The following is a 26651-nucleotide window of genomic DNA, read 5'->3' as shown; positions in this document are numbered from 1 at the left end:
CACATCATGTCCAATCCAGCCTCGACCTTGGATGATCACAAGCCCCGGTTTCTCGTCCGATGGCTGTTCTCGACCAACCACAAGGATATCGGGACGCTTTACCTGCTGTTCTCGATCATGGCAGGCGTCTTCGGTACGGCGCTTTCCGTGTTGATCCGCATGGAGTTGCAGGAACCGGGTTTGCAGATATTTGGCGATCCGGGCGTCTACAATGTCGTCGTCAGTGCCCATGGGCTGGTCATGATCTTTTTCGTGCTCATGCCGGCGCTGATTGGTGGCTTCGGCAACTGGATGGTGCCGATCATGATTGGCGCACCCGACATGGCTTTCCCCCGCTTGAACAACATCTCGTTCTGGCTGCTGGTGGTGTCATTCATCCTCTTCATCACCTCGATGTTCGTTCCGGGAGCGCCCGGTACGCTCGGCCATGGCGGCGGCTGGACGCTCTATCCGCCTTATTCGACGGAGGGCCAGCCAGGTCCCGCCGTCGACCTCGTTATTCTGTCCATCCACCTTTCGGGGGCCTCCTCGATCCTCGGCGCGATCAACTTCATCACGACCATCTTCAACATGCGCGCACCCGGCATGACCATGCACAAGATGCCTCTGTTCGCCTGGTCGATGCTGGTCACCGCCTTCATGCTTCTCATGTCGCTGCCGGTGCTCGCCGGCGCGGTCACCATGCTGTTGACCGATCGCAATTTCGGAACGACCTTCTTTTCGCCGTCGGGCGGCGGCGATCCGATCCTCTACCAGCATCTGTTCTGGTTCTTCGGCCATCCCGAAGTCTACATCATGATCCTGCCTGGCTTCGGCATCATCAGCCACGTCATCTCGACCTTAGCCAAGAAGCCGATCTTCGGCTATCTCGGCATGGCCTATGCAATGGTGGCAATCGGCGCGATCGGCTTTGTCGTCTGGGCGCATCATATGTATACGACCGGCCTGTCGGTCGACACGCAGCGCTACTTCGCCTTCGCATCGATGGTCATCGCCGTTCCAACCGGCGTGAAGGTGTTTTCGTGGTTGGCGACCATGTGGGGAGGATCGATAGAGTTCAAGACACCCATGATGTGGGCTCTCGGTTTCGTCCTGCTGTTCACCATTGGTGGCGTCACTGGCATCATGGTTGCGAACCCCGGTATCGACCGCGTGTACCACGACACTTATTTCGTGATCGCTCACTTCCACTATGTGCTGTCTTTGGGGGCGGTCTTCGCGATCTTTGCCGGCTTCTACTACTGGTTCCCGAAGATGACCGGCTATATGTACAGCGAAACGCTCGGCAAGCTGCATTTCTGGCTGATGTTCATCGGCGTCAACCTCGTCTTTTTCCCGCAGCATTTTCTGGGCATGGCCGGCATGCCGCGACGTTACGCCGACTATCCCGATGCTTTTGCCGGCTGGAATTTCGTCTCGTCGATCGGTTCCTACATCTCAACGGCCGGGCTCATCGTTTTCTTCATCGCGGTTGCCGAGGCCTTCAGCCGAAGACGCCAGGCAAGCGCCAATCCTTGGGGCGAAGGGGCGACCACGCTGGAATGGCAGCTGCCATCGCCGCCGCCCTTCCATCAATGGGAGAAGCTGCCGCGCATTGCCTAGTGTTCGCTCCGGTTCCGAACCGGCGCCTGTTTCGACATTCTGTCGGGAGAACGTCATGAACGAAACCACAGATCCAAACAACCAGATCCTGCTCGTGGCGATCATAGCGTTTTATTGGGCATTGCTGGGCAGTTGGGGCCAAACTCTGCCGCGCTCGGGCAACGACAAGGCCAAGCAGGACGATGCGCCGACAGAGCAGCGAACCGGCAGTATCGACGATATATCCTATACGGACACACGCTTGGATGCGATCCGAGAGATCGACCCAACTTTCGACCTTGCCGCGTTTCTGACCGGTGCCAATATGGCTTATGAAGCTATCCTGCGCGCGTATGCGGACAGCGACATCCCAACGTTGAAGCGTCTCGTCGGGCCGGAAGTGCTCGATATCTTCGGACGAGCGATTGCCGGCCGCCGGGATCGGGGGGAGATGCTGCAACTCACCTTCATTGGCACGAAGGAAGCAAAGGTCGTCGACGCTCTTGCGGAGAATAGCACCGCTGAGATTGCCGTTCGCTTCGTTTCCGACGTGGTCAGCGTTACACGCTCGGCCAACGATGCAATCGTCGCCGGCGATCCCCAGCAGATCGTTGAGGTGATCGATACGTGGACGTTCGCCTGTGACACCCAGTCAACAAAGCGCAATTGGATGTTGATCGCCACGGAAGGCGAGTAACGAGTGCATACTCACCCGATGCCTGCCTGACAGCCTTGTCACTATAGATGGGCGGTCAACCCGGAGCGCTCAAGCCGCGCAGAATTTCCAGCTTTTGACAATGTGCATCCACGACTTGTGTATCACGATCAAATCGGCATGACCGGTTCAGTCGATCATTCTCAAGCCGCGAGCGGGTAGCACCGCCAAAGATCCACTCCCTGAACCTGCTGTGGCCTCAGGCGCCGGATATGGTCAGATCCGCATGCATCGCATCGGCCACATCAGCGATTGATCCACCATCAGATCTTTCCGGAAACACGTCAGCCTTCGCCGTTACGCCGTGGCTCGAAAGGAAGGCGACGATATTGTTCAGGCTGTTCCAGGTTTCATCGGTCGCGGCATCCTCGATCGTGATTGCACCAACCCCCTGAGCCATTTGCAAAAATGGCATGGCATCGGTAACCGGACGCTTCGCTTCACGCGTATCCTCCATCCGACAAGAACCTTGTTGCGGAAATTTCCTGGTTGGTCGAGGCGACGAAGACAGGCCGTCCTGCCTGGAGGATCAGGCTACCAGGTGGGTGGAACGATGAAAATTGCCAGAAGAGGCGCCCTCGGGCGACGCTGCAACGATGCCGGCTTGGCCAAGGGGAAAACGTCAACAGACACCCTGCCGCGCAACGCGGCTTCACAACGCGACAACCCTCAATGCCGGAGGTCTACCTGCACAGTTTCAAAAAAGTCGATGATGAACGGAACGATGGTTGTGGTGAGAAGTACGCCGGCCGACGTGATCGTGAATGTCCTCCCTACTCGAACATGATCCGAACGGTGCCTCTTTTGGCAATCAACAGTCTCCGAGCCTCTTGGATCCGCTCAGCCTGTTGTTTGGAATAAGGACCCATTGGCCGAGTCTTTTCATCGCCGCGACGGACCCTGCAGTACCAGCGGCCCCTGTCCGAAAAGATTTCGACCGAGGTCGGCGCCTCATCGGACGCTTCCCTGGCCACACCGGTAGCGAACTTGACGATCTTTGAATGAACGGCGTCCAATCCGTTGGTGGTGCTCGGTTCCTGTTGCATTGTGGACATAAGTCGAACTCCTTTCAGTCACAGCGACGCACCGCTGCGCCATACGGGTTGCACTGTCTATGGATCGCGGTGCCCAAGAGCGCTTGCTACCTTGCCATTTGGCGCTCCATTTCCATCTCCGCCCCTAGACTTTCGATGTCACGGAAGATCGAAGCGACAGCCAGCGTGCGCCCTTCGCGCTTGAAGCGCAGCAGGCAGTCCCTGGCACCGATGTCTCCATCGACAGCAATCTCGTCCCATTGCCCGGCATGGCCGACATAGTTGATAGGAACGTCGTAGTGCTGGCTCCAGAAGAACGGCACGGCCGCGAATTTCTCGCGATGCCCGAGCATGTTCAGGGCCGCGGTTTGCCCCTGCCTCTCTGCAACCACCCAATGCTCGACCCGAATGTTCTCGCCAGTGTGAGGATCCGGCCACCGCGCAATGTCGCCGGCCGCGAATATGTCCGGTGCGCTCGTCTCCAGAAAGGCATTTACGGCGACGCCGCGGTCAAGAGTGAGCCCCGCCCTTTCGGCAAGCCCGGTCCGCGGACGCACGCCGACGCCGGCGACGACGAAATCCGCCGTCAACATGTTGCCACTGCTTAGTTTCACTTTGTTGCCGTCGATGCTGCTCGCGGTGTCCTCGAGATGGAACACGACTCCATGCTCCTCATGGAGTGCGCGGATGAAGTCACCCATTTGCGGACCGAGGACCCGTTCCATGGGTCGTTTATCCGGCGCCACGACATGAACGTCGATATTGCGCGCGCGCAGCGCTGCGGCAACTTCCAAGCCAATGAAACTGGCGCCAAGCACGATGGCGCGGCGCGCAGTCGTGGCTCGCTCGATGATCACCTTGCAATCTGCAAGCGAGCGCAGCGTGTGAACATGTGGCTGATCCGCGCCGGGGATGGAGAGGCGCACCGGTTCGGCCCCCGTGGCAAGTAGCAGTCTATCGTAAGGAATCCTGCTTCCGTCAGCCAGAATGACCTCGCGAGAACGCAGGTCGATATCGACGGCCTTCGTATCGAGACGCAGGTCGATGTTGTTTTTTGAATAGAATTTCTGGCCGCGCAGCGGAATCCAATCCTCCGGAGCCTTCCCTGCGAGGTAGTCCTTGGAGAGATTCGGCCGGTCGACGGGCGGCGCATGGTCGTCGCTGATCATGACGATGCTGCCCTGGTACTGCTCTCGCCGCAGCATTTCGGCCGCCGCGAAACCGGCCGCGCCGCCGCCGACAATGACGACTTTCTCGGGGACCCCGCCCGCGCTTCCGCCGCGCGGCTTCGGCGCCGTCCGTTTGAGTTTCTCGCCCACGAATATCCGCCCATCGCGCTGTTCCACCGACCAGCAAGCGAGTGGATTGAAGGCAGGCGCTCGCAAGGCCTCGCCTGTGCGCAGATCGAAGCAAGCGTGGTGCCACGGACATCGAATGGAATCCGACACCACAAGACCGTCACCGAGCGGCCCGCCGTAATGTGTGCATGTCGCGCCGATGGCGAAGATCTCGGCCCCGCGGCGCACCAGCAACACCTGCTCGTCGCCGCAATGGCCGACAAGCTTTCCGCCATCGGGAAGGTCGGACAGCGCGATCCCCTGGACCAGATCCGGTCCGTTTGATTTGGTATCAGCTTCAGCCATATTCTCGTCCTTGGCGATCCGTGTCAAAACCGCTCGTGCGGCGAGGCGGCACACTGCTTCGGGGTACCTTCTGCCTGGCTAGTGCGCCTTCAGATTCTCAGCATTATCCGCGCCGACATTCCGACTGCGTCATGTACTGGGCTGAGTGGCTCAGACCGCAGTCTCCCGCTCTCGCGGACATCATGCAAACGAATTTAATCGATAGTTGAGTGCAGTTTTCATGATGGCTTTCCCTCCGCGATTCCACTGCGCACAACTACAAGATCGCCTGCCCAGTCTTTCCCCAGTCGGCAAGAAACGACTTGAGGCCCTTGTCGGTGAGTGGATGTCTGGCGAGGTTTCTGAGTATCGCTGGTGGTACGGTCGCGACATCCGCGCCTGCGATCGCCGCCTGTTTGACATGGAGTGGAGTGCGAATTGAGGACGCCAGGATTTCCGTCGTGAAGGATTTGCCGTTGTCGTAGATCGCACTTCAGGTTCGGGAGCGACTCCGGCTGGCACGGTCATCTGATGAGGCGTTGGCGACTCTCGAAACTGAGCCACATCGGGAATTCCCCGCCAATTTAGATACTTCCGGCCTCGGGCCTGGGGTGATGTCCAGGCAGTTCGGAAATGCCTAGGATTAAGGGCTCGTCATTCGCCGCTTGGTCGGACAGACCCATTTCTGGTGCGGCATCACGGCGTCTTGCCACGCAATAAGATAGATTGATAATATATCTTATATAGAGGATCACATCGAAGAGCGAACCAAGGCTTCAGCCAGCTTGCATCGGAGAAAACAGGAGCTTCGGAATGACCGCGAACGGTCGAAGCAAGAGAACAATCGTGGTCGACGGCGTGCCATTGCCCAACATACTCGACGAGGCAATGATCCGCGGTGTAGTCCACGGGTTTTATGACGAAATTCGCCGTGATGACCTTCTCGGTCCCATTTTCCACGATCGGATCGAGCCAGATAAATGGCCGCAGCATCTGGCGAAGATGTGTGACTTCTGGTCCGCTACTCTACTTCGGACATCCCGATACGACGGCAGGCCACTGCCGCCGCACCTGGTCATAGCCGGCCTCGGCGCGGCGCATTTCCGTCGCTGGCTAATATTGTTTCGGACAACGGTGCGTCGCATTTGCCCGGCCGAGGTGGCGACGCTTTTTATGGATCGCGCGCTGCGAATTGCTCACAGTTTCCGTCTCGCGATCGCCTTCAACCGCGGCGAGACCACGATCGGCATCGAACCTATCGTCGAGAGAGACTTGTGATGCACGACCGGTTTGTGAGTGGTTCCTACAATGCACAGCGATCGACAGGGAGCCGTGATTCATGCGGCTGACCAGCTTTTCGGATTATGCATTGCGGATGCTGATGTACACTGCCGCCGCCGGTAGCCGGCTTATAACGATCGAGGAGGTTGCCCGCACCTTCAACGTGTCGAAGACGCATCTGAACAAGGTCGCCAACACCCTGACCCGTGGCGGCTATATGAAGGCAATCCGCGGCCGTTCCGGTGGTCTCATTCTCGGGCGCCGGCCTGAGATGATCCGGATTGGCGATGTCGTGCGGTTAACCGAGCCGGATTTCGCGCTGGTCGAATGTTTCGCGACCGGAAACCGGTGTGTGCTAACCGCCTCCTGCAAGCTTTCAGGCATGTTTGACGAAGCGACAGCCTCCTTCCTGAACGTCCTTGACCGCTACACGCTCGCCGACATCACACTGATGCCCGAAGACTTCCTCGGCGGTCAGATACCACCCGTTCGCACCGGGGCGACACGCAAGACCGTATAGTGTTGCGCGGCTTCGACGCGCGCTGTTTTTGCTCGGATGTGAGATGGGCCATGGCTGAACCAAAGAAGAATGATCAACAGGTCACAAAGGACATTGATTCTGATATCGACCCGGACAACACTCTGCTGCCGATGCTTATCGGTGGGCTTGTCCTGATAGTTATCGGAGCGATCATCGTGATGATGTTTGTGTAGTTTCGCAACGATGGCGTGTGACTTTATCGGCCCGGCTGTTGTCTGGGCGCCTGCAACCCCAATTGCGATTTGGCGGATGGAGAACTGTCGGCCGAGGAGGGGAAGTACAGAGCGCGCGACCGGCGGGCGCTTGGACAGCGCATAGCCGGCGACGATGAGCTGCAGGAGGTATATCGTCGTCTGCGCCAGCCCGGCCCCGATGATCCGGCAGAGCCGATCTCCACGGCCGAGATGCGGCGCAAGCGCCTGCTGCTCACCCCGCGGAGACGTACGTCGTCATTGAGTTCAGAACTTGCATTCCGCTTCGTTAAACTACCATTTCGCACTGCTCTTGTTCCGAGCCCCTCATGACGTCGGCGTACCGTTTTGGGTTGAAGTGCAGATAGAGAAACGCTGTGACGGTCACGCAGCCGAGATGCATGATCCATCCGCTGCTGAAGCTCCCGCTCCAGCCATGCAGGAGCGCGGTGGCGAATGGACCAAGCGCGGCGATCAGAAAACCGCCGCCCTGCATCAGCGCAGCCAGCGCGCCCGCCTGCTCCGGCCGCGGCAGATGATCGAGCGCCGTGACGATTGCAAGCGAGAAGCTTCCGCCAAGACCGGCCCCGCATATCCCCACCCACAGAACGGGCGACAGTGCGGGAAAAACCGCAAGTCCGGCAAAGCCCGCCGCCTGCAGCAGCAGCGTCAGCCAGAGCCAGGGACGGCGGTCGATGCCTCGACGCGCCAGGACAGGCAGCACCAGGGCCGAAGCCGCCTGGCAAATGGCCATCACGGCCACAAGGTTGCCGCTGGCGGCACTGCTCCATCCTTGCGCCTGGTAGTAGGGCGCAAGCCAGGCGACCATAGAGGAATAGCCGGAGTTGACCAAGCCGAAGGCCGCCATCAGAACCCAGGTCCGTGGGCGGCGAAGCAGAAAACCGGTCAAGGCGCGATCGGGTCTTGAAGCCTTGGCGTCGGACAGGACGCGGAATGCCGCGCACAGCGCAATGGCGGCGGGAGCCGCGAGCCAGGCAAGGGCTGCCCGCCAGTCGTATCCGTTGTTGACGAGCAGGGGCGCCAGACGTGCGCCGAGCGCCCCACCGCCCATGATCATGCAGGAATAGAGGCCGGTCACGGCGGGTGTGCTGGTCGGGAACTTTGCCTTGATGATCCCCGGAAACGCGGCCTGGATGAAGGCCACCCCCGCCCCGCAAAGTGCCGCCGTCAGGATCAACGACAGGCCGCCGGGCACGACAAGCCTGAGCAGCGAGCCCGCTGTCAGCACCGTTAGCGCCGCGAGCAGGCCCCGGCGCGTTCCGACGGCCGCCTGGATACCCGGTGCAACGAACGCACCGAGGCCCATCAGCAGCATCGGCAACAGCGTCAGCATGGCCAGGCTGCCATAGCCCATCCCGGTGTCGGCCACGATATCGACCAATATCGGGCCCGGCGCCGTCAGAAAGGGACGCAGGTTGATCCCGATTAGCACGACGAGGGCAAGCAGGGTCCATTGCCTGTCGGTTGCAGGCTGCGCGGTCATCGACATTTTCGCGCTGTTCATCTGGCGCCCGCTTGCACCAGCAGGGTTATCATCTGCGCATAGCCGTTCCTGCGCGCGTGCCGCAGCGGTGTCGCCCCGTCCTTGTCGGCGAGATTGACGTTGGCGCCGGCCTCGATCAGCCGCCTCACGATCTCGACATGACGCTGCCCGCCATCGCCGAGGATGATGGCCTCCAGCAACGCGGTCCAGCCGAGCTTGTTGACGTGATCGACATCAATACCGGCATCGATCAGCGCGCCGACGGTCTCGACATGTCCGCGTTCGGCAGCGGGAATGAGCGCGGTACCGCCATAGCGATTGGTGCTCTTCAGGTCGGCGCCGTGCGCAAGCGTCATCTTCAGGATATCGAGATGCCCGCGCGCGCCGGCGTAGAGATATGGACTATCCTGGATATCGTCCTTGGCGTTGACGTCCGCGCCAGCCTCGATGAGAGTCCTGGCAGCGCTGACCTTGTTGCCGTGGGTCGCGACGAGAAGAGCCGTGCGGCCGTTCTCGTCGCGCGCGTCGATCCGGGCTCCCTCGGAAACAAGCATCTTGATCATGGAGACATCGTCATTTGCCGCAGCCGAGTGAAGCCTTGTCTCATTCATGTTCTGCCCCAACGCTATCAATGGAATGCAGGCGACGATGACGCCCAAAAGTCTGCGCTCGATCATCGGCATCAGCCCCCCGACAGGCCAAGGGTGGAAGCCGGGCAGGTTGCCGCGGCGAGCGAAGCTGTCATGCTCCGCCGAGAGGTGGCGAAAGCATCCTGCCTGGGACGGAGCTCCAGGCCGACGAGCAATTCCGCGAGCCTGACAGCCGCCGACACCCCTTCGACGACCGGGACACGGTGAAGGCTCGCCAGTCGCCTCGCCATGTCGGCCATGCCGGCGCAGCCAAGCACGATGGCGTCGGCACGATCGACCCGCAGCGCCTCCTGGATTTCTTCGCTGATGATCGACAAGGCCGCCTCGCCATTAGCTTCCAGCGCCAGGACGGGAACGCCGCTCGCCCGCACGGTGGCGAATGGCGAAAGGCCGTAGCGAACCAGATTGTCCTCGAGAATGGGAACGGAAACCGGCAAGGTGGTAATCACCGTGAAGCGCCTCGCCACGATGCTGGCGACACGGGCGGCAGCCTCGCCTATGCCGATGACCGGCTTGCGCGTCAGCATCCGCGCAGCGTCGAGTCCGGTATCGTCGAAGCAGGCGATGATATAGGCGTCCACGGCGTCACTGCGCTCGGCCCCTTCGATACGGTCGAGAAGACCCGGGACCGCCTTCGCGCCATCGATCGCGCCTTCGATGGAAGCCGGGCCGCTGTCGTTCTGCATGGCGATGATTTCGGTACCCGCCTGCGCGGTTCGCCGCGCCGCGACGGCGATGGATGCCGTCATCGACACGGTCGAATTGGGATTGATGATGCCGATGCGTACCATGCGAAAAATTCCTGAAGCCGCCGCCCGGCCGAACGTGCATCGCTGCCGTTCCGCATCGCTGATGGGACTGTCTCGATATTGAAGCCTATTCGATCAGATCCGTGTCGCGGCTGTGCCGCCAGAACCGGTCCGGGGTCCTGAGCAGATCGCGCAGGCCCAGCCGCTCAATCATCAGTTCCGTCTCCCGTTGCGCAGCATCGAGCACGGCATCCTGATCGACATGAACCGGCTTGCGGTCGCGCAACAGCACGCGTCCGCCGACCAGCACGGTGTGGACGTCGTTGCCGTTGGCAAAATAGGTGACACGGAATTCCGGCATGTTGGCCGGGTAGAGATGCGGGCGCCGCAAGTCGACCAGAATGACATCGGCCTTCTTGCCCGGCTCCAGCGATCCGACCTGATGGTCGAGGCCCAGGACACGCGCGCCGTCGATGGTGCACATCTCCAGCGTCTTGCCCGGCGGAAGCCAACTCGGATCGTGGAAATGGGTGCGATGATAGTGCATGCATTGCTGCATATGACGGAACATGTCCGCGGAGCGGTCCGGCGCCGTCGCATCGGAGCCGATGGCCACCACGACGCCGGCATCGAGAAGTTCCGTGACCGGGCAGCGCGCGAGAATGGCGGCCACGGCGCTCGGATTGTGCACGATGCTCGTGCCGGTTTCGGCGCAGATCGCTATTTCCTCATCAGTCAGGGCGGTCGCATGCGACAGCAGTGTGCGCGGCCCCAGAATGCCGATCTCCCTGGCGATCTTCACGCTGCCCTTGGTATGACCATCCTGGGTGAAGATCAGGCCGCGCTGTTCGGCGATCTGCCTGACCTTGCGCGATTGCGCGATGGCGTCCCCTGCCCCGGGACCATCAAGATGTTCCTGATGCATGGTCGGCGTCAGCAGGGCGAGATGCAGACGATCCTCGTGGGTGCCGTGCCAGCGGTCGGCCAGCTTTTGCGAGGTGGCAAGCTGCTGGTCGAATGACACTGGATAATCGGCACGGCTGGCGCCTTCCCAACGTGCATAGGTCAGGGGGTGCGGCGGGCGCGTGGTGCCGACGGCGACCACGGAGCGCGTGCCGATGCCAAGCACGCCTTCCATATGGGCGTTGCCATAGGCTGGATCGTCGGTGCGCATGACCGAATCGCCGCCGCCCAGCAAGGACACGCCGGTCGTCACGCCGAAACGCAGGCGTTCCAGCGCCGCAAGCTGCGCCTCCGCATGCCAGAATTCCGGCGTCGAACCCACCGTATAGGCACCTTGGCATGCCCTGTACCAGAGGTCGCTGCGGCCGCCGCCCATCGTCTTGATCAGCCCGTGCCCGGCATGGGCGTGGCTGTCGACGAAGCCTGGCATGACGGCCATGCCGCGGGCGTCGATCGTCTCGCGCGCCGGATGGTCCCGCGCCACGTCTTGCGAAGCGCCGACGGCCACGATGCGGTCTCCCTCGATGGCTACGGCGCCATCGGGAATGATCCGCCGATCGGGATCGACAGCGATGACGGTGCCGTTTCTGATCAGAATGTCTGCCATCACAGGCTCGCTTCTCTTTTTTCGCTGCAAAGGATGCGGTCGAGCGAAGGCGCGAGGCGCAGGAGTTCGCGCGTGTATTCGTGAGTGGGCGCGGAGAACAATGTTTCGGTATCCGCGAGTTCGACGATCTCGCCGCCTTTCATCACGGCGACCCGGTCGCACATCTGCCGTATCACCGCGAGGTCGTGGCTGATGAACAGCATCGACAGCCCGGCAAGATCTCGTAGGTCCTTCAACAGGTTGAGAATTTGCGCCTGCACCGACACGTCGAGCGCCGAGGTCGGCTCGTCGCAGATCAGCAGCGATGGCCGGGGGCCGAGCGCCCTCGCAATCGCGATGCGCTGGCGCTGGCCGCCTGAAAAGGCATGGGCGAACCGAGAGCCGGCCTGCGCCGGCAGGCCCACCGCCTCGAGCAATGTCTCGGCGTCCAGGCGCGCTTCCGCCGTGCTGGAGGCAAGCTTGTAGAACAGGATTGGCTCCGCGATCGCCGAATTGATCCGCAGTCTTGGATTGAGGGCCGAATACGGATCCTGGAAGACCATTTGCAGTGACTTGCGCACGGTTTTGTCGCGACGGGCGGCCAATGCCGTGCCCTGAAAATCTATGGTTCCCGAACTCTGCGCCACGAGACCGGCAATGGTGTTCGCGACCGTGGTCTTGCCGCAACCTGACTCGCCGACAAGCCCGAAGATTTCGCCGCGGCGCACCTCGAAGGAGACGTCCTTCACGGCCTTGAAGACCGATGCCTTGCGGCCCGGGATGAACGAGCGCTGGCCGTATTCCACGCAAAGATTGCGTACCGTCAGCGCGGGTTCGCCGTTGCGCCCCGCAGCGGTGCCGGTGTTCTTGGAGCGCACGGCTTCGCGCGCCTCCAGTGTCGTCCTCGTTTCCTCGCTTGGGACCGGCAGACGGTCAAGGCGAATGTCGATCGGCGGAACGGCGGCGATCAGCGTGCGCGCGTAAGGCGCCTTGGGCGCCGTCAGCACATCGCGTGTCAATCCACTCTCGACCACGCAACCGTTCTGCATGATCGTGACCCGGTCGGCAATTTCCGCAACCACGCCCATATTGTGGGTAACCAGCAGGACGCCGACGCGGCGATCATCGGCAAGTTCGCGGATCAACTTGAGGATTTGCGCTTGCACCGACACGTCGAGCGCCGTCGTCGGCTCGTCGGCGACGATCAGCCTTGGGTCGCAGGCAAGTGCGGTGGCGATGACGACACGCTGGCGTTGGCCGCCCGACAATTGATGCGGATAGTTGCCCAGCCGGCGTTCCGGCTCGGGAATGCCGACGGCTCTCATCAATTCGAGCGCGCGGGCCCTGGCTTCGCGGCGCCCGATCTTCAGATGCGCCAGCATGCCTTCGCACAACTGGCTTTCCACGGTGAAAAGCGGGTTCAGGCTTGTCATCGGATCCTGAAAGATCGCGCCGACGTCACGGCCTGGAATGATCCCCTTGGTGCGACCGGTTCGGATGTCGATCGGCTTGCCCGCTATGGTGATGGTGCCGGAAGCAATCCTGCCGGGAGCCTGCAACAAACCCATCAGCGCATTGCCGACGGTGGTTTTTCCCGCACCGGATTCTCCCACCAGCGCATGTATCTCGCCGGGCCGGATCGTCAGGTCGATGTCGTCGACGGCAGCGAGAATGCTGCCGTTGGCAAGCGGATATTCGACCCGCAGATTCCTGATGTCGAGTGCGTGTGGCGTTGTGTTTTTCATCAGTTCGCCATCAGTTTGGGGTTGAAGCGATCGCGCAGGTAATCGCCGATTATGTTGACTGCCAGAACCAGGACGACCAGCACGACGGCGGGCATAACGGCGATCCACCACAGGCCAGAGAACAGGAACTCGTTGCCGATGCGGATCAGCGTGCCGAGCGAGGGATAAGTGGCCGGCATGCCGGCGCCGAGGAACGAGAGGGTCGCCTCCGTCAAGATCGCGCCCGCCAGATTGATGGTGGCGATCACCATGACGGAGCTCATCACGTTGGGCAGGATGTGCCGCATCATGATGCGGCGGGAGGGAAGACCGATGACCTTGGCGGCTCGTACATAGTCGCGGGAAATTTCCACCATGCTGGAGGCCCGCACGGTGCGGGCATATTGCACCCATTCGTTGACGGCGATCGCGAAGATCAGGATGACCGGTGCCCAGTTCGAGACCGTATCGGCGCTCAATTGCGCGCGGGCTATGCCGCTGATCAGAAGCGCGACGAGGATCGTCGGAAAGCTCACCAGAACATCGGCGATCCGCATCACGATGCTGTCGATGATACCGCCGAAATAGCCGGCTATCGATCCCAGCGTGACGCCTATGGCAGCGGCCAACAATACCGCCCCGGCGCCGATCAGCATCGATATGCGCAGGCCGAAGAGGATGACCGAGACCAGATCGCGTCCCTGATTGTCGGTGCCCAGCAGGAAGCGCGGATCGCCACCGTCCATGAACACGGGCGGGACTTCCATGTCGATCAGCGAATATGAGGAGACATCGCGCGGATCGATGGGTGCGATCAACGGAGCGAAGATCACCAGCACCAGCATGGTCACCAGGATCAAGCCAGCGATCATGACCGAGATGGGAGGAAGCCTGCGAGACAGAGATACCTGCGTTGCCATCATTTTGTCCTCAGCCGCGGATCGATCAATGCGTAGAGCATGTCGACGACCATGTTGATCACGACGAACAGGAAGCCGACGAACAGCAGATAGGCCGCGAGGACGGGGATGTCCGGATAGCCGACGGCGTTGGTGAAAAGCAGCCCCATGCCCGGCCACTGAAAGACGGTTTCGGTGACAATGGCGAAGGCGATGAGTTGTCCGATCTGCAGCCCGGTGACGGTCACGACCGGCATCAAGGCATTGCGCAGCGCCAGACGGCCGTAGATGTAGCGGCGGGGCAGACCGCGCGCGAAGGCGAAGCGGACATAGTCCGAAGAGAGCACGTCGATCATCTCGGAGCGCACGAGGCGCATGATCAGCGTCAACTGGAACAGCGCCAGTGTGATCGAAGGCAGGATCAGCGATTTGAGGCCGGAGGCCGTCAGGAAGCCTGTCTTCCAGAAGCCGAGATCGACAAGCTCGCCACGCCCCGAGGACGGCAGCCAGCGCAGACTGACGGCGAAGATCAGGATGAGCAGCAGGCCGGTGACGAATGTCGGCATGGATATCCCGACGAGGGTCAGCGACTGGATCAGCCGCGACAGAAAGCCGTTCGGTTTCAGGGCGCAGAGAACCCCCGTCGGGATGCCGATGAACAGCGACAGGAGGGTCGCGACCACGACCAGTTCCAGCGTTGCGGGAAGCCTGGTCAACAGCAGGCTGACGACAGGCTCCTGGTAGCGAAAGCTGGTGCCGAGGTCGCCATGAAGCGCGCGCCCGACGAATTCGAGGAACTGTACGAAAAGTGGCCTGTCGAGTCCGAGAGCGACGCGCAAGGCATCCTTCTCAGCCTGGCTCGCGCCTTCGCGCACCATCGTGGCGACCGGATCGCCGACGAAACGGAACATGATGAAGGCGATGGCGGTTACGGCAACCATCACGAGGATGGCCTGCAACAGCCGCACCGATAGAATCCGGATCATCAGGAAAAACCTTTCAAGAAGCGCGGATCGAGACAGGCGGGGCTTGCGCCACCGCTGGAGCAGCTCGCGATCCACCACGGATAGCAGGCGCTCCAACCGAGTCAGGCGTGTCCGCGAAAGCTCCCTCGCAAGCGCGGGCACGCCTTACCGGCGCATTTTCCTAGTTCATATGCGCGAACCAGGGACGCACATACTCGTCGGGGAATTGCGGCATGTCGACCTTGTCGCTCATCGCCCAGGCGACCGGCTGCTGGTGCAGCGGCAGATAGAGGGCCTCATCATGCGTGATCTTGAAGGCCGCCTTCAGCATATCCACCCGCTTGGCCTCGTCGAGTTCGGTCGATGCCGACCGGGCCAATTCGTCAATCTTGGCGTTGGAAAGCCCGTTGGGGTTGCTGCCGCCATAATTGCCGTCATTGGTCGCCAGCAAGGCTTGCAGCACGCTGTAGCCATCCATCGGCGGTAGCGAGGCCCATCCGAGCATATAGATATCGAGATCGCCCTTATCCATTCGAGGGAAATAGGTCGTCTTGCTTTCGACGTGCACGTCGGCCTCGACGCCGATCTTGGCCCACATCGACGCGATTGCCAGGCAGATCTGTTCGTCGGCGATGTAGCGGTCGTTGGAACAGGCCAGTCCAACCTTGAAGCCGTCGGGATAGCCGGCTTCCGCCAGCATGGATTTCGCCTTCGCGACATCATAGTCCAGCGCTACGTCGATCGACTGATCGTAGCCGGTGACCTGTGGCGCGACCAGTGTGCCGGAGGTGCGCGACTTTCCGCGCATCAAACGCTTCTGGATCGTGTTCAGGTCGACCGCGTGCCAAAGCGCCTGGCGCACTTTCACGTTCAGCAGCGGATTGGGCTTGCCGGGCGCTGCATGAAGCTCCGGCCGGAAGCTGAAGCCGAGAAAGATCTCGCGCAGCGACGGGTTCTCGACAACCTTCAGGCCGGCGGTGTTGGCGACCCGGTCGATGTCCTGCAACGGGACCGGCGCGATCATGTCGAGTTCGCCCGAAAGCAGCGCCGCGACGCGCGTGGCGTTCGAAGCGATCGGGCGGAATTCCACCCCCGTCAGATTGTGCTGCGGCTTGTCCCACCATTCCTTGTTGACGGCGAAGACCGAGCGCGAGTCCGGCTCGTAGCTGACCAGCTTGAACGCGCCGGTGCCATTGGCATGATTGCTGGCGTAGGTGACGACCCCCGTTGAGGCATTGCCGGGCTTGAGGGCATTGTGCTCCTCCATCCATGGCTTGCTCATCATGTAGATGGCGACGAGATCGTTCAGGAGCAGCGGATAGGGTCCGCGCAGGATCAGGTCGACCGTGTAGTCGTCGACCTTCTCGACGCCGGTTACGGCGGAGAGGTTTTCTCGGTTGCGCGCGCCGGGATCGATCTGACGTTGGATGGTGGCGACGACATCGTCGGCATTGAAGGGTTGACCTTCGTGGAACTTGACGCCCTGCCGCAGCTTGAAGCGCCAGCGCGTCGGCGAGACGATCTCCCAGGAGGTCGCAAGCGCAGGCTCGATAGCCATTTCCTTGTTGCGGCGCACCAGCCCGTCGAACACCATGTTCTGGACGCTCTGGGTAAAACTGTCGACCTGGGCATTCGGATCGTACGAAATGACGTCGCCGGCCGATGACCAGCGCAGTGTCTGTGCAAGCGAAGGCGCTGTCACCGACATCACCATCGCAAGTCCGGCGAGCAGGACCCTAACGCATTTTCTCATTTTCTTCTCCCACTTGTATACGAAGTTTCCGATCTATTGGATACCATTTATCCCCATTGATATCGTACACACATTGTGCACAATATCAAGGCAGGCATGTTCGATTTCGTTTCTCATGTGCAAAACCGCTCAAGTGACCGTTCCGAAAAGGGATTCCGAATGACCCAGGCCTTGCTGATAGAAAACGGTGTCATCGTCACCATGGATGCGAGGCGCCGGATTTTCTCGAGGGGTCATGTCCTGGTGGAGGATGGCCGGATCGTCACCGCCGGCGACGGCGCGGCCCCCGCCACAGATCAGAAGGTGGCGCGCATCGATGCTTCGGGAATGGTTGTCATGCCGGGTCTCGTCGACACGCACGCGCATGCGGGTCACATGCTGACCAAAGGCCTGGGAGACGATTCCGAAGCCTGGATGACTATCGCGGGGCGTATCTATGCAGAGGCGTCGGATACGGAATTCTGGGCAGCCGAGGCCACATTGTCGGCCCTTGAGCGCATAAAATGCGGAACGACCACCGCTGCCCTGCTGTTTGGCGGCGGGCCGGACATCATGCGCACCGAGGCGCCGGGGGCAGCACGGGCACATCTTGCCGCCATCGCCGAAATGGGAGTGCGCGAGATACTCGCCGTCGGGCCGAACCGGCCGACCTCGTCCCATGTCTATCGGGACCACGCATACGTTCCGTCTGTCGAAATCACCATTTCGCCGGAAACCCAGTTGGCAGTGTGCGCGGAAATCATCGATGATTGGGCTGGTCGCGATGGCCGCGTGCGGATTGCGGTCTCTCTCCCGGTGTTCACTCGGCGCGAACTTGACGAACAAACGGTATACAATCTGTCCCGCAATGCTCGCGACCTTGCTCGCGCAAAAAACGTGCTGTTCATCCAGGATGGCCATCGCGACGGTTCCATCGCCGCCAATGCGGAACGGCTCGATCTGTTCGACGAGCATTCGCTGCTGGCGCACTGCATCGAACTGACCGAGGCAGACATCGCCGCGCTGAAACGCAGCCACGCCAAGGTGGCGCATAATCCAAGTGCTCTGATGTCGGTCTCGGGCCGTTGTCCGGCGACGGAACTGATGGAAAGGGGTGTCACCGTGTCGCTCGGCACCGACGCGGCGGCGCCCGATCGCTCTTTCGACATGTTCCGCAACATGTTCCAGGCGCACCGCTATCATGCCCGGCACTTCAGGAACGATGCGGTCCTGCCGCCGATGCAATTGCTGGAGATGGCGACCATCGAGGGCGCGCGTGCCCTGTCGATGGAGAACGAAATCGGCTCGCTGGAACCGGGCAAGCGCGCCGACATCATCCTGGTCAACATGCGCCAGCCGCATCTGTGGCCGCCGGCGCACCCCGCGCAGCGGCTGGCACGCTTCGCCAACGGCGCGGATGTTGACACGACGATCGTCGACGGGCGTGTCCTCATGCGCGGACGCCGCCTCGTCGATCACGATGAAGACGCCATTCTGGATCGCGCCGAAGGAGCCTTCCATCTGATGATGAAACGCGCCGGGCTGGCATAGGCCGAGTTCCGGGGCGCAAACAGGGAGACCCAGATGACCGAAGACCTTCTCATTCGCAATGTCAGGCCCTTGAGCGGCGCTGTCACGGACCTCTACATTCGCGACGGTCGGTTCGCGCACGCAACCAGCGGGAAAGCGGCGCATGAAATCGACGGGCTTGGACAGGTTGCCCTGCCCGGCCTGGTCGAGGCGCACACGCATCTCGATAAGACGCTTGTCGGCATGGACTGGTTTCAGAACCGTGTGGGACCCACGCGCAACGACAGGATCCTGGCCGACAGGAAGGCCAAGCGGGAACTCGGCATCGATGCGCGCAGGCAATCGGCGCGTCAGATCGTGCAGACGCTGGCTTTCGGCGTGACGCATATCCGCAGCCATGTCGACGTGGATACGGAAATCGGCATTACCAACATCGAGGGTGTCGTTGCAACGCGCGAAGCCTTCAAGGGATTGGTCGACGTGCAGGTCGTCGCCTTCCCGCAAAGCGGCATGCTGGGACGCGAAGGCACGCAGGCGCTGATAGAGGACGCATTGAAGGCGGGGGCCGATATTGTCGGCGGCATCGACCCGGCAACGATCGAGCGGGATCCGGTTCGCCACCTGGACGCAATCTTCGCGCTCGCGGATCGATACGGCAAGCCGGTCGACATTCATCTGCACGAACCGGGAGAATTGGGCGCCTTCTGCCTTGAGCTGATCGTCGAACGGACCAAGGCGCTCTCCCTTCAGGGCCGCGTCATGGTGAGCCATGCCTATTGTCTCGGCATGCTGGACACGCATAGGCAGCACACGTTGATCGACGCGCTGGCGGCTGAAGACATCGCCGTCATGACGGTCGGCAGCCCATCCGCGCCGGCGGTTCCGCTGCGCATGATGCGCCAGTCCGGCCTCGTCGTGGCATCCGGTTCCGACGGCATCCAGGGCACCTGGGAGCCATGGGGCAATGGCGACATGCTGGAGCGGGCCAAATATCTTGCGCAGCGCAACGGCATGACCAACGATGCCGATCTGGAAGAGACGGCGCGCGTTTGCACCTTTGGCGGCGCGCAAGGTATCGGCCTGACGGATTATGGGCTTTCGCCCGGTTGCCACGGCGATGTCGTGCTGGTTTGCGCGCGGACCCTGGCGGAAGCCGTGGCCCTGACCCCACGGAAGCGCACGGTCATCCGCGGCGGCCGCGTGCTCGTGCGTGACGGTGCGCTGGCCGGAGATCTGCCCGATGTCGCATAGTCGTCGGACGAACCAGCGTGACGACGGACCCGTCCTGCTCACCGCACGATGGGTTGTCGGCCACCGGGACGGGCGCCATATCCTTCTGGAGAATGGCGAGGTCGTCCATGAGAACGGCAGGATCGTCTTCGTCGGCCATCGCTACGGCGGGCCTGTAAAGCGGCGGATCGATCATGGCAGGGCGCTGATCGGCCCGGGTTTCATCGATCTGGATGCGCTTTCGGACCTGGATACGGGCGTGCTCGGCCTCGATCATCAACCCGGCTGGAAGAAGGGCCGCGTCTGGCCGCGCGACTATGTGGAAGCCGGGCCGGTAGAAATGCTGGCGCGCGAGGAGCTGGCGTTTCAAAAACACTATGCCTTCGCGCAACTCATCCGCAACGGCATCACTACTGCATTGCCGATCGCATCGCTGTTTTATCGTGCATGGAACGAGACATCGGACGAATTCGCATCCGCCGCCGAAAGCGCCGCAGAGTTGGGCCTTCGCGTCTATCTCGGGCCTGCCTTTCGCGCCGGCCATTCCGTCATCGAAGCGGATGGCGGCATCGTCGTCGAGGTGGACGAAGAGCGCGGCGCGGAGGGTCTGGACGATGCCGTTGCCTTTTGCCTGGAGCACGAAGGACGCTTCGGCGGATTGGTGCGAACCATGCTTGCACCGGACCGTGTCGAGTTCTGGACCGCCGACCTGTTGCGCAGGACCGCCAATGCCGCGCGAGACCTCGGCGTGCCGGTCCGTCTGCATTGCTGCCAGTCTTCATTCGAGATCGAGACAGTGCGTCGCCGGTTCGGCACGACATCCGCCCGCTGGCTCCAGGACATCGGCTTTCTCAGCGAAAGAGCGTTGTTGCCGCATGGCACCCACGCCGACGGCGATGATCTCGAAATCATCGCCGGTTCGGGTGCCACATTGGTGCATTGCCCGCTGGTGATGGCGCGGCATGGCGCGGCGCTCGACAATTTCGCTCGCCTTCGCGGCCAGGGTCTGCGCATCGGCATGGGCACGGACACCTGGCCACCCGACATGGTGCAGAACATGCAGGTCGGCCTGATGCTCGGCCGCGTCATGGCGGGCAATCTGGAGACGCCGAAATCAGCCGATCTCTATGACGCGGCAACGATTGGCGGCGCCGACGCGCTCGGCCGGTCGGACCTGGGACGTTTGCAGGCGGGAGCAGCCGCCGACATCGTCGTGTTCGACCTGTCCGGCAACCATCTGGGACAGGTCCTCGATCCGATCGCCTGCCTGACGACGTCCGCAAGCGGACGCGATGTGCACACGGTCATCATTGACGGGCGCACCGTGATGAGCGCCCGAACCATTCCGGGTTTCGATCTCGATGCAGCCCACCAGCGCGCACAGGCCCAGTTCGAACGGCTTGTCCAGCGTTATCCGCAACGCACCTGGCGACATCCGACGGTCGCCGAGATTTTCCCTCCCAGCTATCGGATGTTCATGGCATGAGGGCTCCAGAAACGACACACAACGATTGGAATAAACCTTGATGGCACGCGAGCCGACGGCATTGGCCCTCGACGCCGGGCCGTTTGCATCTCTAAACTCCGGCTTTGCGAATGCTTTTCTTCTTGTGTGCTTGGATATGAGTTTTCAGGATCGGTCATGACAATCAACATTCGCAATAAAAATCCGAAATCCGCCGTATCCAAGTCCGACGCGGTCTATCGCACGTTGAAGCGCGTCATACTCGACCAGGCGCTGACCGCGGGAACAAAGCTGCCTGAGGATTCGATCGGCGAGCGGCTGGGCGTCAGCCGCACCATTGTCAGGCAGGCGCTGGCAAGACTGAACGGCGAAGGCCTGGTCGAATTGCGCCCGCACAAGGGTGCCTGCGTCGCGCAGCCGAGCCTGGAGGAAGGCCACAATATATTCGAGGTGCGGCGGGCGCTTGAAGCGCTGGTGGTCGGCACGCTGATCGGCAAGCTGACGCCGCAAAAGATCAAACAGCTCGAAGCTCATGTCGACGCGGAAGAGATGGCCAAAGCCAACAATGCCGCGTCGTCGATTCAGCTGGCCGGCGAATTTCATGTGCTGCTTGCCTCGCTGACCGGAAACGAACTGTTGCTGCGCTATGTCACGGAACTCGTTTCGCGTTCATCGCTCATCCTGTCGCTCTACGGACGGCCGCATTCGTCCGACTGTGCCGTATCCGAGCATCACGAGATCATTGCCGCCCTGGCCGCGGCCGACCGGAACAAGGCTGCTGCCTTGATGGACCATCATATTGATGCAATCACCACACGTGCGCTGCTGAAAGCGAAACCCGAAAATGACTTTCCGGACCTTCTTGCTGCCTATGCGCGGGAGGAAGGGCTATGATTTATTGGATGAATGCCGAAGAGACGAGGAGTGACCCGAAAATAATCAGGACGAAGGTGATGCCAGGTTAAATCCGCCTCCTCATGCGGTCGTGGCGACCAGCACTTCGGTCGGCTGGAACTTCAACACATCGATCAGTCCGATGTCGGAGATGCGCAATTCCGGGATGACGACAAGCGCCAGCAGAGAGTGCTGCATATAGGCATTATTGAGGGCGCATCCGCAGGCAAGCATCGCCGCGATCAGGCCATTGGCTTCTTCTGCCACGATCTCGGCGCGCTGGTCAGACATCAGTCCGGCGATCGGCAGCCTGACAAGCGCAAGTTCGCGTCCTTCGCTGAACAGCACGACGCCTCCGCCGACCTGTCCCAGCCGATTCGCCACCAGCGCCATGTCGTTCTTGTCGGTACCCACCACGATCATGTGATGACTGTCATGGGCGACGGTGCTGGCGATGGCGCATGGTTTGTCGTAACCGAAGCCGGAAACAAACGCGTTGATGACCTTTCCCGTGCCGTGATGCCGTTCCACCAGCGCGATCTGGCAGACGTCACCGGTCCGATCCATCTGAACGATACCATTCAAGACGCCGAGCGAAGCCTCCAGGGCACGGGTCGGTGCCTGGTTCTCGAGCACGCCGATGACCCGCGCCGTGACCTGGTTCGCACCCTCGGGCGCCACGATGTCGAAGTCCGCCGCGGAGAGCTTCTTGCCCAAGCGAACCGTGTTCTTGGTCGAGGCGGGATAGTCGTAGGGCGTGATGTCGGCGACGAGCTTGCCGTCGTTCGACACCACACAGCCGCGTGCGATGACGGTTTCGACCGGGAGTTCGGTGAGATCGGAGGTCAAAACCAGGTCGGCGCGCCGCCCGGGCGTTATCGAGCCAAGCTCACGCTCCATGCCGAAATGCTGAGCAGTATTCAGGGTGGCCATCTGAATCGCGGTGATCGGCTTTAATCCCTGGGCGATGGCATGGCGCACAACGCGGTTCATATGGCCGTCATTGACTAGTGTGCCGGAATGGCTGTCGTCGGTACACAGCACGAAATTGCGCGAGTCCAGGCCGAGCTCGGTCAGCGCCTTGATCTGCGCGGCGACGTCGTACCAGGCGGAGCCAAGCCGTAACATGGCGCGCATGCCCTGGCGCACCCGCGCAACGCAGTCGGCCAGGCTGGTGCCTTCGTGATCGTCGGACGGACCGGCGGCGACATAGGCATGGAAGGGCAGACCGAGATCCTTCGAGGCATAGTGGCCGCCCACCGTCTTGCCTGCCGCCTGAGTGGCAGCGATCTCGGCCAGCATGTCGCCATTTCCGGCGACCACCCCAGGAAAGTTCATCATCTCGCCGAGGCCGACGATGTTCGGCCACGACATCGCCTCACGCACGTCGGCGGGACCGAGGCTGGCACCCGCGTTCTCGAGGCCCGGAGCGCTCGGCACGCAGCTCGGCATTTGCACGAACACATTGATCGGCAGTCCGGCAGCCTCGTCGTGCATCAGCTTGACGCCCGGCATGCCTAGGACGTTGGCGATCTCGTGCGGGTCGATGAACATCGAGGTGGTGCCATGCGGGATGACCGCACGCGCGAACTCGGTAACGGTAACCATGCCGCTCTCGACATGCATATGCGCATCGCACAGCCCCGGCAGCGCGTAGCGGCCCTCTCCGTCGATAATCTGCGTCTCGGGGCCCACGGCATGGTCGGCATTCGGGCCGACGAAGGCGAAGCGGCCGACCGCGATGGCAATGTCCGTCGCGGGGATGATCTCGCCCGAATGGACATTCACCCAGCGCACGTTCCGGACCACCATGTCGGCCGGCGTGCGTCCCATGGCGACATCAACCAACTGCGGCGCGCATTCGAACCAGCTCTGGATCATCTGTTGTTTTCTCCCCCGGCGCGCGCGCCCGCAAAGGGCCGCACGACCTCGACGCAATATCTTGGCGAACTGTAAGCGGCGCGCTGGCGGTAATAGTCCAGGCAGAAATCAAGGAAAACGGCGAACTTACGCGACACATACCGGCGTCGCATGTAGAGCAGATTGATTGGAACCAGTGGCGAGCGCCATTGCGGGAGCACCGGCACCAGATCGCCGTTCTTGCACTCGATCTCGGTGAAGAAGGCTGGCAGATAGACGATACCCTCGCCGGCTACGGCGAAGTATTTCAGCATCCAGTAGTCGTTCGCCATGCACTGCGCGGTCGGCATGAAGTCGACCGTTTCCGCGCCGCGCTCGAGATGCCAGGATTGCACGCCGCTCGGGCGGCGGAAGGCGACGGCCCCATGGCCCGCCAAGTCTGCGGGCGTCGACGGTTCCCCGAATTGCTCAATGTAGCGCGGGCTGGCGTAGAGACAGAAGGAAGCCTCCCCGAGCTTGCGAGCGATGTAGTCTGAGTTCGCCGGCTCGCCCCAATGGAATATGCCGTCGAAAGGCTGGTGCTTTTCGGGCGCCAGGAAATAGCCGAGCGAAAGGAAGATCACGTCGACATTCACCTGCGGATACTGTTGACGGAAGGCGAACAGCAGTTCCGAGGTGAAGGAAGTGCCGAACTCGCCGGTCGAGCCGATCGTCAGCGTGCCGGCGATATCGTGGCCCGCCTCGGCGATCGCCGCTTTGGCTCCTTCGCAACTTTCCTTGATGCGTTGCGCATGGTCGAGGAACTCGGCCCCGGCATCGCTCAAATGCAGTTCCCGACCGTCGCGCACAAACAGTGCGACACCGAGCGAATCCTCCAACGCGCGCACTTTGTGACTGAGGCTGGACTTGGGCAGTCCATACAGTTTCGCGGCGTGCGAGAGCGACTGCGCCTCCGCCACTTTGATAAAATAATCGATCGCTTCAAAATCCATCGATCGTCCAAGAATTTGAACGGTGCGTCCAGAACTAGCCGGAAACTGCCATTTGCATGGACGACCCTAATACGACAGGATCAGAGCGCGCAAGGTGGGATTTTTGGCGCAGAGAAGCTTGGTCCCAAGCCCGAGCGAGGCCACACGAGCGGAGATGAATTTGTCCGACATACGCGAATTCATCCGTGCTGGTCGCGCCGAGCATAAATCGACTCTCATCGTCACCGGCGGCACACTAGTCAACGTCGCTTCGGGTGAGATTTATCCGGCCGACGTCGCCGTCTACAAGGATCGCATCGTCGCTGTCGGAGACGTCTCGGAGTACCGCGGCCCCGAGACCGAGATGATCGATGCTACTGGTTATTTCCTCTGCCCTGGCCTGATAGACGGCCACCTCCACGTTGAATGTTCCAAGATGTCGGTAACTAGCTTCGCCAAGGCGGTGGTGCCGCTCGGCACCACTTCGATTGTGTCGGGCCTCGACCAGATCCTCGTGGTGTCCGGCCTGGAAGGCGCCCGCGAATTCCTCGACGAGGCCAAGGCAACCCCTCTCAAGATCTTCTGGGGCGCACCATGCAAGACGCCCTACACACTGCCTCGCTCCAACGTCGGCTATTATTTCGGACCGGACGATCACCGCGCCACCCATTCCTGGCCGGAATGCATCGGCATATGGGAGACGGTGCGCGAGTTCGTCGACACGATGGATGAGCACGTTCTGCAGGCGGTCGAGATCGCCGAAAAGAGCCGTCTGCCGATTCTCGGCTGCTCGCCGATGTGTCGCGGCAATCGATTGAACAGCTACCTGCAGGCCGGAGTGCGCTCCGACCACGAGAGCTACACGGCGGACGAGATGCTGGAGAAGCTGCGCAAAGGCATGCATGTCGTCATTCGCGAATCTTCGATCTCCCATTTTCTCGAAGAGAACCTGCGGATGGTCACCGAGATGGGAATAGCCGCGACGAGCCGGGTCAGCTTCTGCACCGATGACGTGGTCGCCTCGGATATCCTGGCCCGCGGCCACCTCGACAACATGATCCGCATGGCGGTCGCGATGGGAGTTCCGCCGCTCACCGCCATCCAGATGGCGACCATCAACGGCGCCGAGGCGCTGCGCATCGGCCAGAAGGTCGGCTCGATCTCGCCCGGGCTCGCCGCCGATATCCTGCTGGTCAAGGATATCGCGGATTTCCATGTCTCAGGTGTCATCGCGAAGGGCAAGCTGGCCGCCCGCGACGGCAAGCTCGTGGACGATCTTGCGCCGCCTGCCCGCAGCGCCGTTGTCACCAACACATTCAAGGTAGCGCCGGTTTCACAGAAAGACCTATTGGTGCGCGCGCCCGGAGCGGGCGACAAGGCGGCCGTGCTGGCGATCGCCGTTACGCCCGAGAGAATATTCGTACGCACGCGACGTGATGTCGTGCTCCCGGTCCGCGACGGCTATATAGACGCGGATCCATCACAGGACGTGCAGTATCTCACCGTCGTCGAACGCTACGGCCGCACTTCCCATCGGCCGGTCGCGTTCGCTTCAGGCTTCGGACTGCGCTCCGGCGCACTCGCCACTTCGACGGCGCCTGATGATAACAACATCGTTTGTGTGGGCACCAATCCCCACGACATGTCGTTGGCAATCAACCACATTATCGAGAACAATGGCGGCCAGGCGGTGGCGGACGGCGGTCGGATCGTGTCATTCCTGCCCCTGCCGATCGGCGGAATCGTATCGGACATTGATCCTCCAGAGATGGCGAAGAAAGAGCAGGAGCTCGACGCCGCCGCGCGCGCGCTCGGCTGTAGGCTGCCATGGCCTTTCATGTACATGTTCGTGCTGCAGATCACCGCGATACCCGATTTCGCGATAACCGATCTCGGCCTGATCGATTGCATAAACCTGACGGTGGTCGATCCGTTAAGCCGGCCTCATGACTGGGAACGCTAGA

At 61.5% G+C, this 26651-nt stretch carries 22 protein-coding genes and 1 pseudogene; 10 read left to right on the top strand and 13 right to left on the bottom strand.

The window, feature by feature from the left end:
* Window positions 1–6 precede the first annotated feature (6 nt).
* Window positions 7–1602 carry a cytochrome c oxidase subunit I gene (gene ctaD / locus FJ953_RS00215; RefSeq protein ID WP_140622685.1) on the top strand — a complete coding sequence of 532 codons (1596 nt, stop codon included), beginning with the start codon at window positions 7–9 and terminating at the stop codon, window positions 1600–1602.
* A 55-nt stretch (window positions 1603–1657) separates the two neighbouring features.
* Window positions 1658–2278, top strand: a complete 621-nt coding sequence (locus FJ953_RS00210) for a Tim44/TimA family putative adaptor protein (protein WP_140622683.1) — start codon at window positions 1658–1660, stop codon at window positions 2276–2278.
* 217 nt (window positions 2279–2495) lie between these two features.
* On the opposite strand, the gene FJ953_RS00205 is transcribed toward FJ953_RS00210, so the two are convergent.
* From FJ953_RS00205 to FJ953_RS00195, 3 genes and pseudogenes are all read right to left on the bottom strand, one after another.
* Window positions 2496–2753, bottom strand: coding sequence for a hypothetical protein (locus FJ953_RS00205; protein ID WP_140560705.1), 258 nt, complete (start codon window positions 2751–2753; stop codon window positions 2496–2498).
* Window positions 2754–3437: 684 nt separating this feature from the next.
* Window positions 3438–4973: an FAD-dependent oxidoreductase gene (locus tag FJ953_RS00200; RefSeq protein WP_140622681.1), complete on the bottom strand. Its 1536-nt coding sequence runs from the start codon at window positions 4971–4973 to the stop codon at window positions 3438–3440.
* A gap of 256 nt (window positions 4974–5229) precedes the next feature.
* Window positions 5230–5439 (bottom strand): annotated as a pseudogene (locus tag FJ953_RS00195) (transaldolase family protein); the annotation flags it as partial.
* A gap of 326 nt (window positions 5440–5765) precedes the next feature.
* Here FJ953_RS00195 and FJ953_RS00190 point away from each other — a divergent pair.
* The 3 genes from FJ953_RS00190 (at window position 5766) to FJ953_RS30335 (ending at window position 6947) form a co-directional block, all read left to right on the top strand.
* The gene (locus FJ953_RS00190; RefSeq protein WP_140500702.1) at window positions 5766–6230 is read left to right on the top strand and encodes a group III truncated hemoglobin; all 465 of its coding nucleotides are present in this window, start codon (window positions 5766–5768) and stop codon (window positions 6228–6230) included.
* Between the two features lie 61 nt (window positions 6231–6291).
* Window positions 6292–6753, top strand: coding sequence for an Rrf2 family transcriptional regulator (locus FJ953_RS00185; protein ID WP_140518192.1), 462 nt, complete (start codon window positions 6292–6294; stop codon window positions 6751–6753).
* Between the two features lie 50 nt (window positions 6754–6803).
* Entirely contained in the window at window positions 6804–6947 is a 144-nt protein-coding gene (locus FJ953_RS30335; RefSeq protein WP_181165452.1) for a hypothetical protein, read from the top strand.
* Window positions 6948–7254: 307 nt separating this feature from the next.
* Here the strand turns inward: FJ953_RS30335 and FJ953_RS00180 are convergent, their stop codons facing one another.
* The 8 genes from FJ953_RS00180 to FJ953_RS00145 form a co-directional block, all read right to left on the bottom strand.
* The gene (locus FJ953_RS00180; protein ID WP_224519095.1) at window positions 7255–8490 is read right to left on the bottom strand and encodes a cyanate transporter; all 1236 of its coding nucleotides are present in this window, start codon (window positions 8488–8490) and stop codon (window positions 7255–7257) included.
* On the bottom strand, window positions 8487–9146 hold the full coding sequence (locus FJ953_RS00175; RefSeq protein ID WP_140622679.1) for an ankyrin repeat domain-containing protein: 660 nt from the start codon (window positions 9144–9146) through the stop codon (window positions 8487–8489). Before FJ953_RS00175 ends, FJ953_RS00180 begins: the two co-directional genes overlap by 4 nt.
* Window positions 9147–9151: 5 nt before the next feature.
* A complete protein-coding gene (locus tag FJ953_RS00170; RefSeq protein WP_140622677.1) occupies window positions 9152–9910 on the bottom strand; it encodes an aspartate/glutamate racemase family protein in 759 nt (252 codons plus the stop codon).
* 85 nt (window positions 9911–9995) lie between these two features.
* Window positions 9996–11438, bottom strand: coding sequence for an amidohydrolase family protein (locus FJ953_RS00165; RefSeq protein WP_140622675.1), 1443 nt, complete (start codon window positions 11436–11438; stop codon window positions 9996–9998).
* Window positions 11438–13162 carry an ABC transporter ATP-binding protein gene (locus FJ953_RS00160; protein WP_140622673.1) on the bottom strand — a complete coding sequence of 575 codons (1725 nt, stop codon included), beginning with the start codon at window positions 13160–13162 and terminating at the stop codon, window positions 11438–11440. The genes FJ953_RS00165 and FJ953_RS00160 overlap by 1 nt, the downstream gene beginning before the upstream one ends.
* Complete coding sequence (locus FJ953_RS00155; RefSeq protein WP_140622671.1) at window positions 13162–14061, bottom strand: ABC transporter permease; 900 nt, start codon at window positions 14059–14061, stop codon at window positions 13162–13164. Before FJ953_RS00155 ends, FJ953_RS00160 begins: the two co-directional genes overlap by 1 nt.
* A complete protein-coding gene (locus tag FJ953_RS00150) occupies window positions 14061–15026 on the bottom strand; it encodes an ABC transporter permease (RefSeq protein ID WP_140500709.1) in 966 nt (321 codons plus the stop codon). The genes FJ953_RS00155 and FJ953_RS00150 overlap by 1 nt, the downstream gene beginning before the upstream one ends.
* Before the next feature lie 160 nt (window positions 15027–15186).
* Window positions 15187–16758: an ABC transporter substrate-binding protein gene (locus FJ953_RS00145; protein ID WP_140500710.1), complete on the bottom strand. Its 1572-nt coding sequence runs from the start codon at window positions 16756–16758 to the stop codon at window positions 15187–15189.
* Between the two features lie 159 nt (window positions 16759–16917).
* Between FJ953_RS00145 and FJ953_RS00140 the strand changes: the two genes are divergently transcribed.
* From FJ953_RS00140 to FJ953_RS00125, 4 genes are all read left to right on the top strand, one after another.
* Window positions 16918–18288 (top strand): amidohydrolase family protein, encoded by a 1371-nt coding sequence (locus tag FJ953_RS00140; RefSeq protein WP_140525729.1) that lies wholly within the window; start codon window positions 16918–16920, stop codon window positions 18286–18288.
* A gap of 33 nt (window positions 18289–18321) precedes the next feature.
* Complete coding sequence (locus FJ953_RS00135) at window positions 18322–19518, top strand: amidohydrolase (RefSeq protein ID WP_140622669.1); 1197 nt, start codon at window positions 18322–18324, stop codon at window positions 19516–19518.
* On the top strand, window positions 19508–20983 hold the full coding sequence (locus tag FJ953_RS00130) for an amidohydrolase family protein (RefSeq protein WP_140525727.1): 1476 nt from the start codon (window positions 19508–19510) through the stop codon (window positions 20981–20983). Before FJ953_RS00135 ends, FJ953_RS00130 begins: the two co-directional genes overlap by 11 nt.
* A gap of 156 nt (window positions 20984–21139) precedes the next feature.
* Window positions 21140–21856, top strand: coding sequence for a GntR family transcriptional regulator (locus FJ953_RS00125; RefSeq protein ID WP_140622667.1), 717 nt, complete (start codon window positions 21140–21142; stop codon window positions 21854–21856).
* A gap of 81 nt (window positions 21857–21937) precedes the next feature.
* Here FJ953_RS00125 and ade read toward each other — a convergent pair whose 3' ends face one another.
* Complete coding sequence (gene ade, locus FJ953_RS00120) at window positions 21938–23737, bottom strand: adenine deaminase (RefSeq protein WP_140622665.1); 1800 nt, start codon at window positions 23735–23737, stop codon at window positions 21938–21940.
* Entirely contained in the window at window positions 23734–24708 is a 975-nt protein-coding gene (locus FJ953_RS00115; protein ID WP_140518202.1) for a LysR family transcriptional regulator, read from the bottom strand. The genes ade and FJ953_RS00115 overlap by 4 nt, the downstream gene beginning before the upstream one ends.
* A gap of 160 nt (window positions 24709–24868) precedes the next feature.
* Between FJ953_RS00115 and FJ953_RS00110 the strand changes: the two genes are divergently transcribed.
* Window positions 24869–26650 (top strand): adenine deaminase, encoded by a 1782-nt coding sequence (locus tag FJ953_RS00110; protein ID WP_140518203.1) that lies wholly within the window; start codon window positions 24869–24871, stop codon window positions 26648–26650.
* The last annotated feature ends 1 nt before the right edge of the window (window position 26651 follow it).

The sequence above is a fragment of the Mesorhizobium sp. B2-3-6 genome (genome assembly GCF_006442305.1).
GTDB lineage: Bacteria > Pseudomonadota > Alphaproteobacteria > Rhizobiales > Rhizobiaceae > Mesorhizobium.
This window is presented reverse-complemented; position numbering and strand designations above follow the sequence as displayed.

Excerpts from the sequence above, each read along its gene's own strand:
- ctaD (WP_140622685.1), top strand. The coding sequence starts at position 7 with ATGTCCAATCCAGCCTCGACCTTGGATGATCACAAGCCCCGGTTTCTC.
- FJ953_RS00210 (WP_140622683.1), top strand. The coding sequence starts at position 1,658 with ATGAACGAAACCACAGATCCAAACAACCAGATCCTGCTCGTGGCGATC.
- FJ953_RS00205 (WP_140560705.1), bottom strand. The coding sequence starts at position 2,753 with ATGGAGGATACGCGTGAAGCGAAGCGTCCGGTTACCGATGCCATGCCA.
- FJ953_RS00200 (WP_140622681.1), bottom strand. The coding sequence starts at position 4,973 with ATGGCTGAAGCTGATACCAAATCAAACGGACCGGATCTGGTCCAGGGG.
- FJ953_RS00190 (WP_140500702.1), top strand. The coding sequence starts at position 5,766 with ATGACCGCGAACGGTCGAAGCAAGAGAACAATCGTGGTCGACGGCGTG.
- FJ953_RS00185 (WP_140518192.1), top strand. The coding sequence starts at position 6,292 with ATGCGGCTGACCAGCTTTTCGGATTATGCATTGCGGATGCTGATGTAC.
- FJ953_RS30335 (WP_181165452.1), top strand. The coding sequence starts at position 6,804 with ATGGCTGAACCAAAGAAGAATGATCAACAGGTCACAAAGGACATTGAT.
- FJ953_RS00180 (WP_224519095.1), bottom strand. The coding sequence starts at position 8,490 with ATGAACAGCGCGAAAATGTCGATGACCGCGCAGCCTGCAACCGACAGG.
- FJ953_RS00175 (WP_140622679.1), bottom strand. The coding sequence starts at position 9,146 with ATGATCGAGCGCAGACTTTTGGGCGTCATCGTCGCCTGCATTCCATTG.
- FJ953_RS00170 (WP_140622677.1), bottom strand. The coding sequence starts at position 9,910 with ATGGTACGCATCGGCATCATCAATCCCAATTCGACCGTGTCGATGACG.
- FJ953_RS00165 (WP_140622675.1), bottom strand. The coding sequence starts at position 11,438 with ATGGCAGACATTCTGATCAGAAACGGCACCGTCATCGCTGTCGATCCC.
- FJ953_RS00160 (WP_140622673.1), bottom strand. The coding sequence starts at position 13,162 with ATGAAAAACACAACGCCACACGCACTCGACATCAGGAATCTGCGGGTC.
- FJ953_RS00155 (WP_140622671.1), bottom strand. The coding sequence starts at position 14,061 with ATGGCAACGCAGGTATCTCTGTCTCGCAGGCTTCCTCCCATCTCGGTC.
- FJ953_RS00150 (WP_140500709.1), bottom strand. The coding sequence starts at position 15,026 with ATGATCCGGATTCTATCGGTGCGGCTGTTGCAGGCCATCCTCGTGATG.
- FJ953_RS00145 (WP_140500710.1), bottom strand. The coding sequence starts at position 16,758 with ATGAGAAAATGCGTTAGGGTCCTGCTCGCCGGACTTGCGATGGTGATG.
- FJ953_RS00140 (WP_140525729.1), top strand. The coding sequence starts at position 16,918 with ATGACCCAGGCCTTGCTGATAGAAAACGGTGTCATCGTCACCATGGAT.
- FJ953_RS00135 (WP_140622669.1), top strand. The coding sequence starts at position 18,322 with ATGACCGAAGACCTTCTCATTCGCAATGTCAGGCCCTTGAGCGGCGCT.
- FJ953_RS00130 (WP_140525727.1), top strand. The coding sequence starts at position 19,508 with ATGTCGCATAGTCGTCGGACGAACCAGCGTGACGACGGACCCGTCCTG.
- FJ953_RS00125 (WP_140622667.1), top strand. The coding sequence starts at position 21,140 with ATGACAATCAACATTCGCAATAAAAATCCGAAATCCGCCGTATCCAAG.
- ade (WP_140622665.1), bottom strand. The coding sequence starts at position 23,737 with ATGATCCAGAGCTGGTTCGAATGCGCGCCGCAGTTGGTTGATGTCGCC.
- FJ953_RS00115 (WP_140518202.1), bottom strand. The coding sequence starts at position 24,708 with ATGGATTTTGAAGCGATCGATTATTTTATCAAAGTGGCGGAGGCGCAG.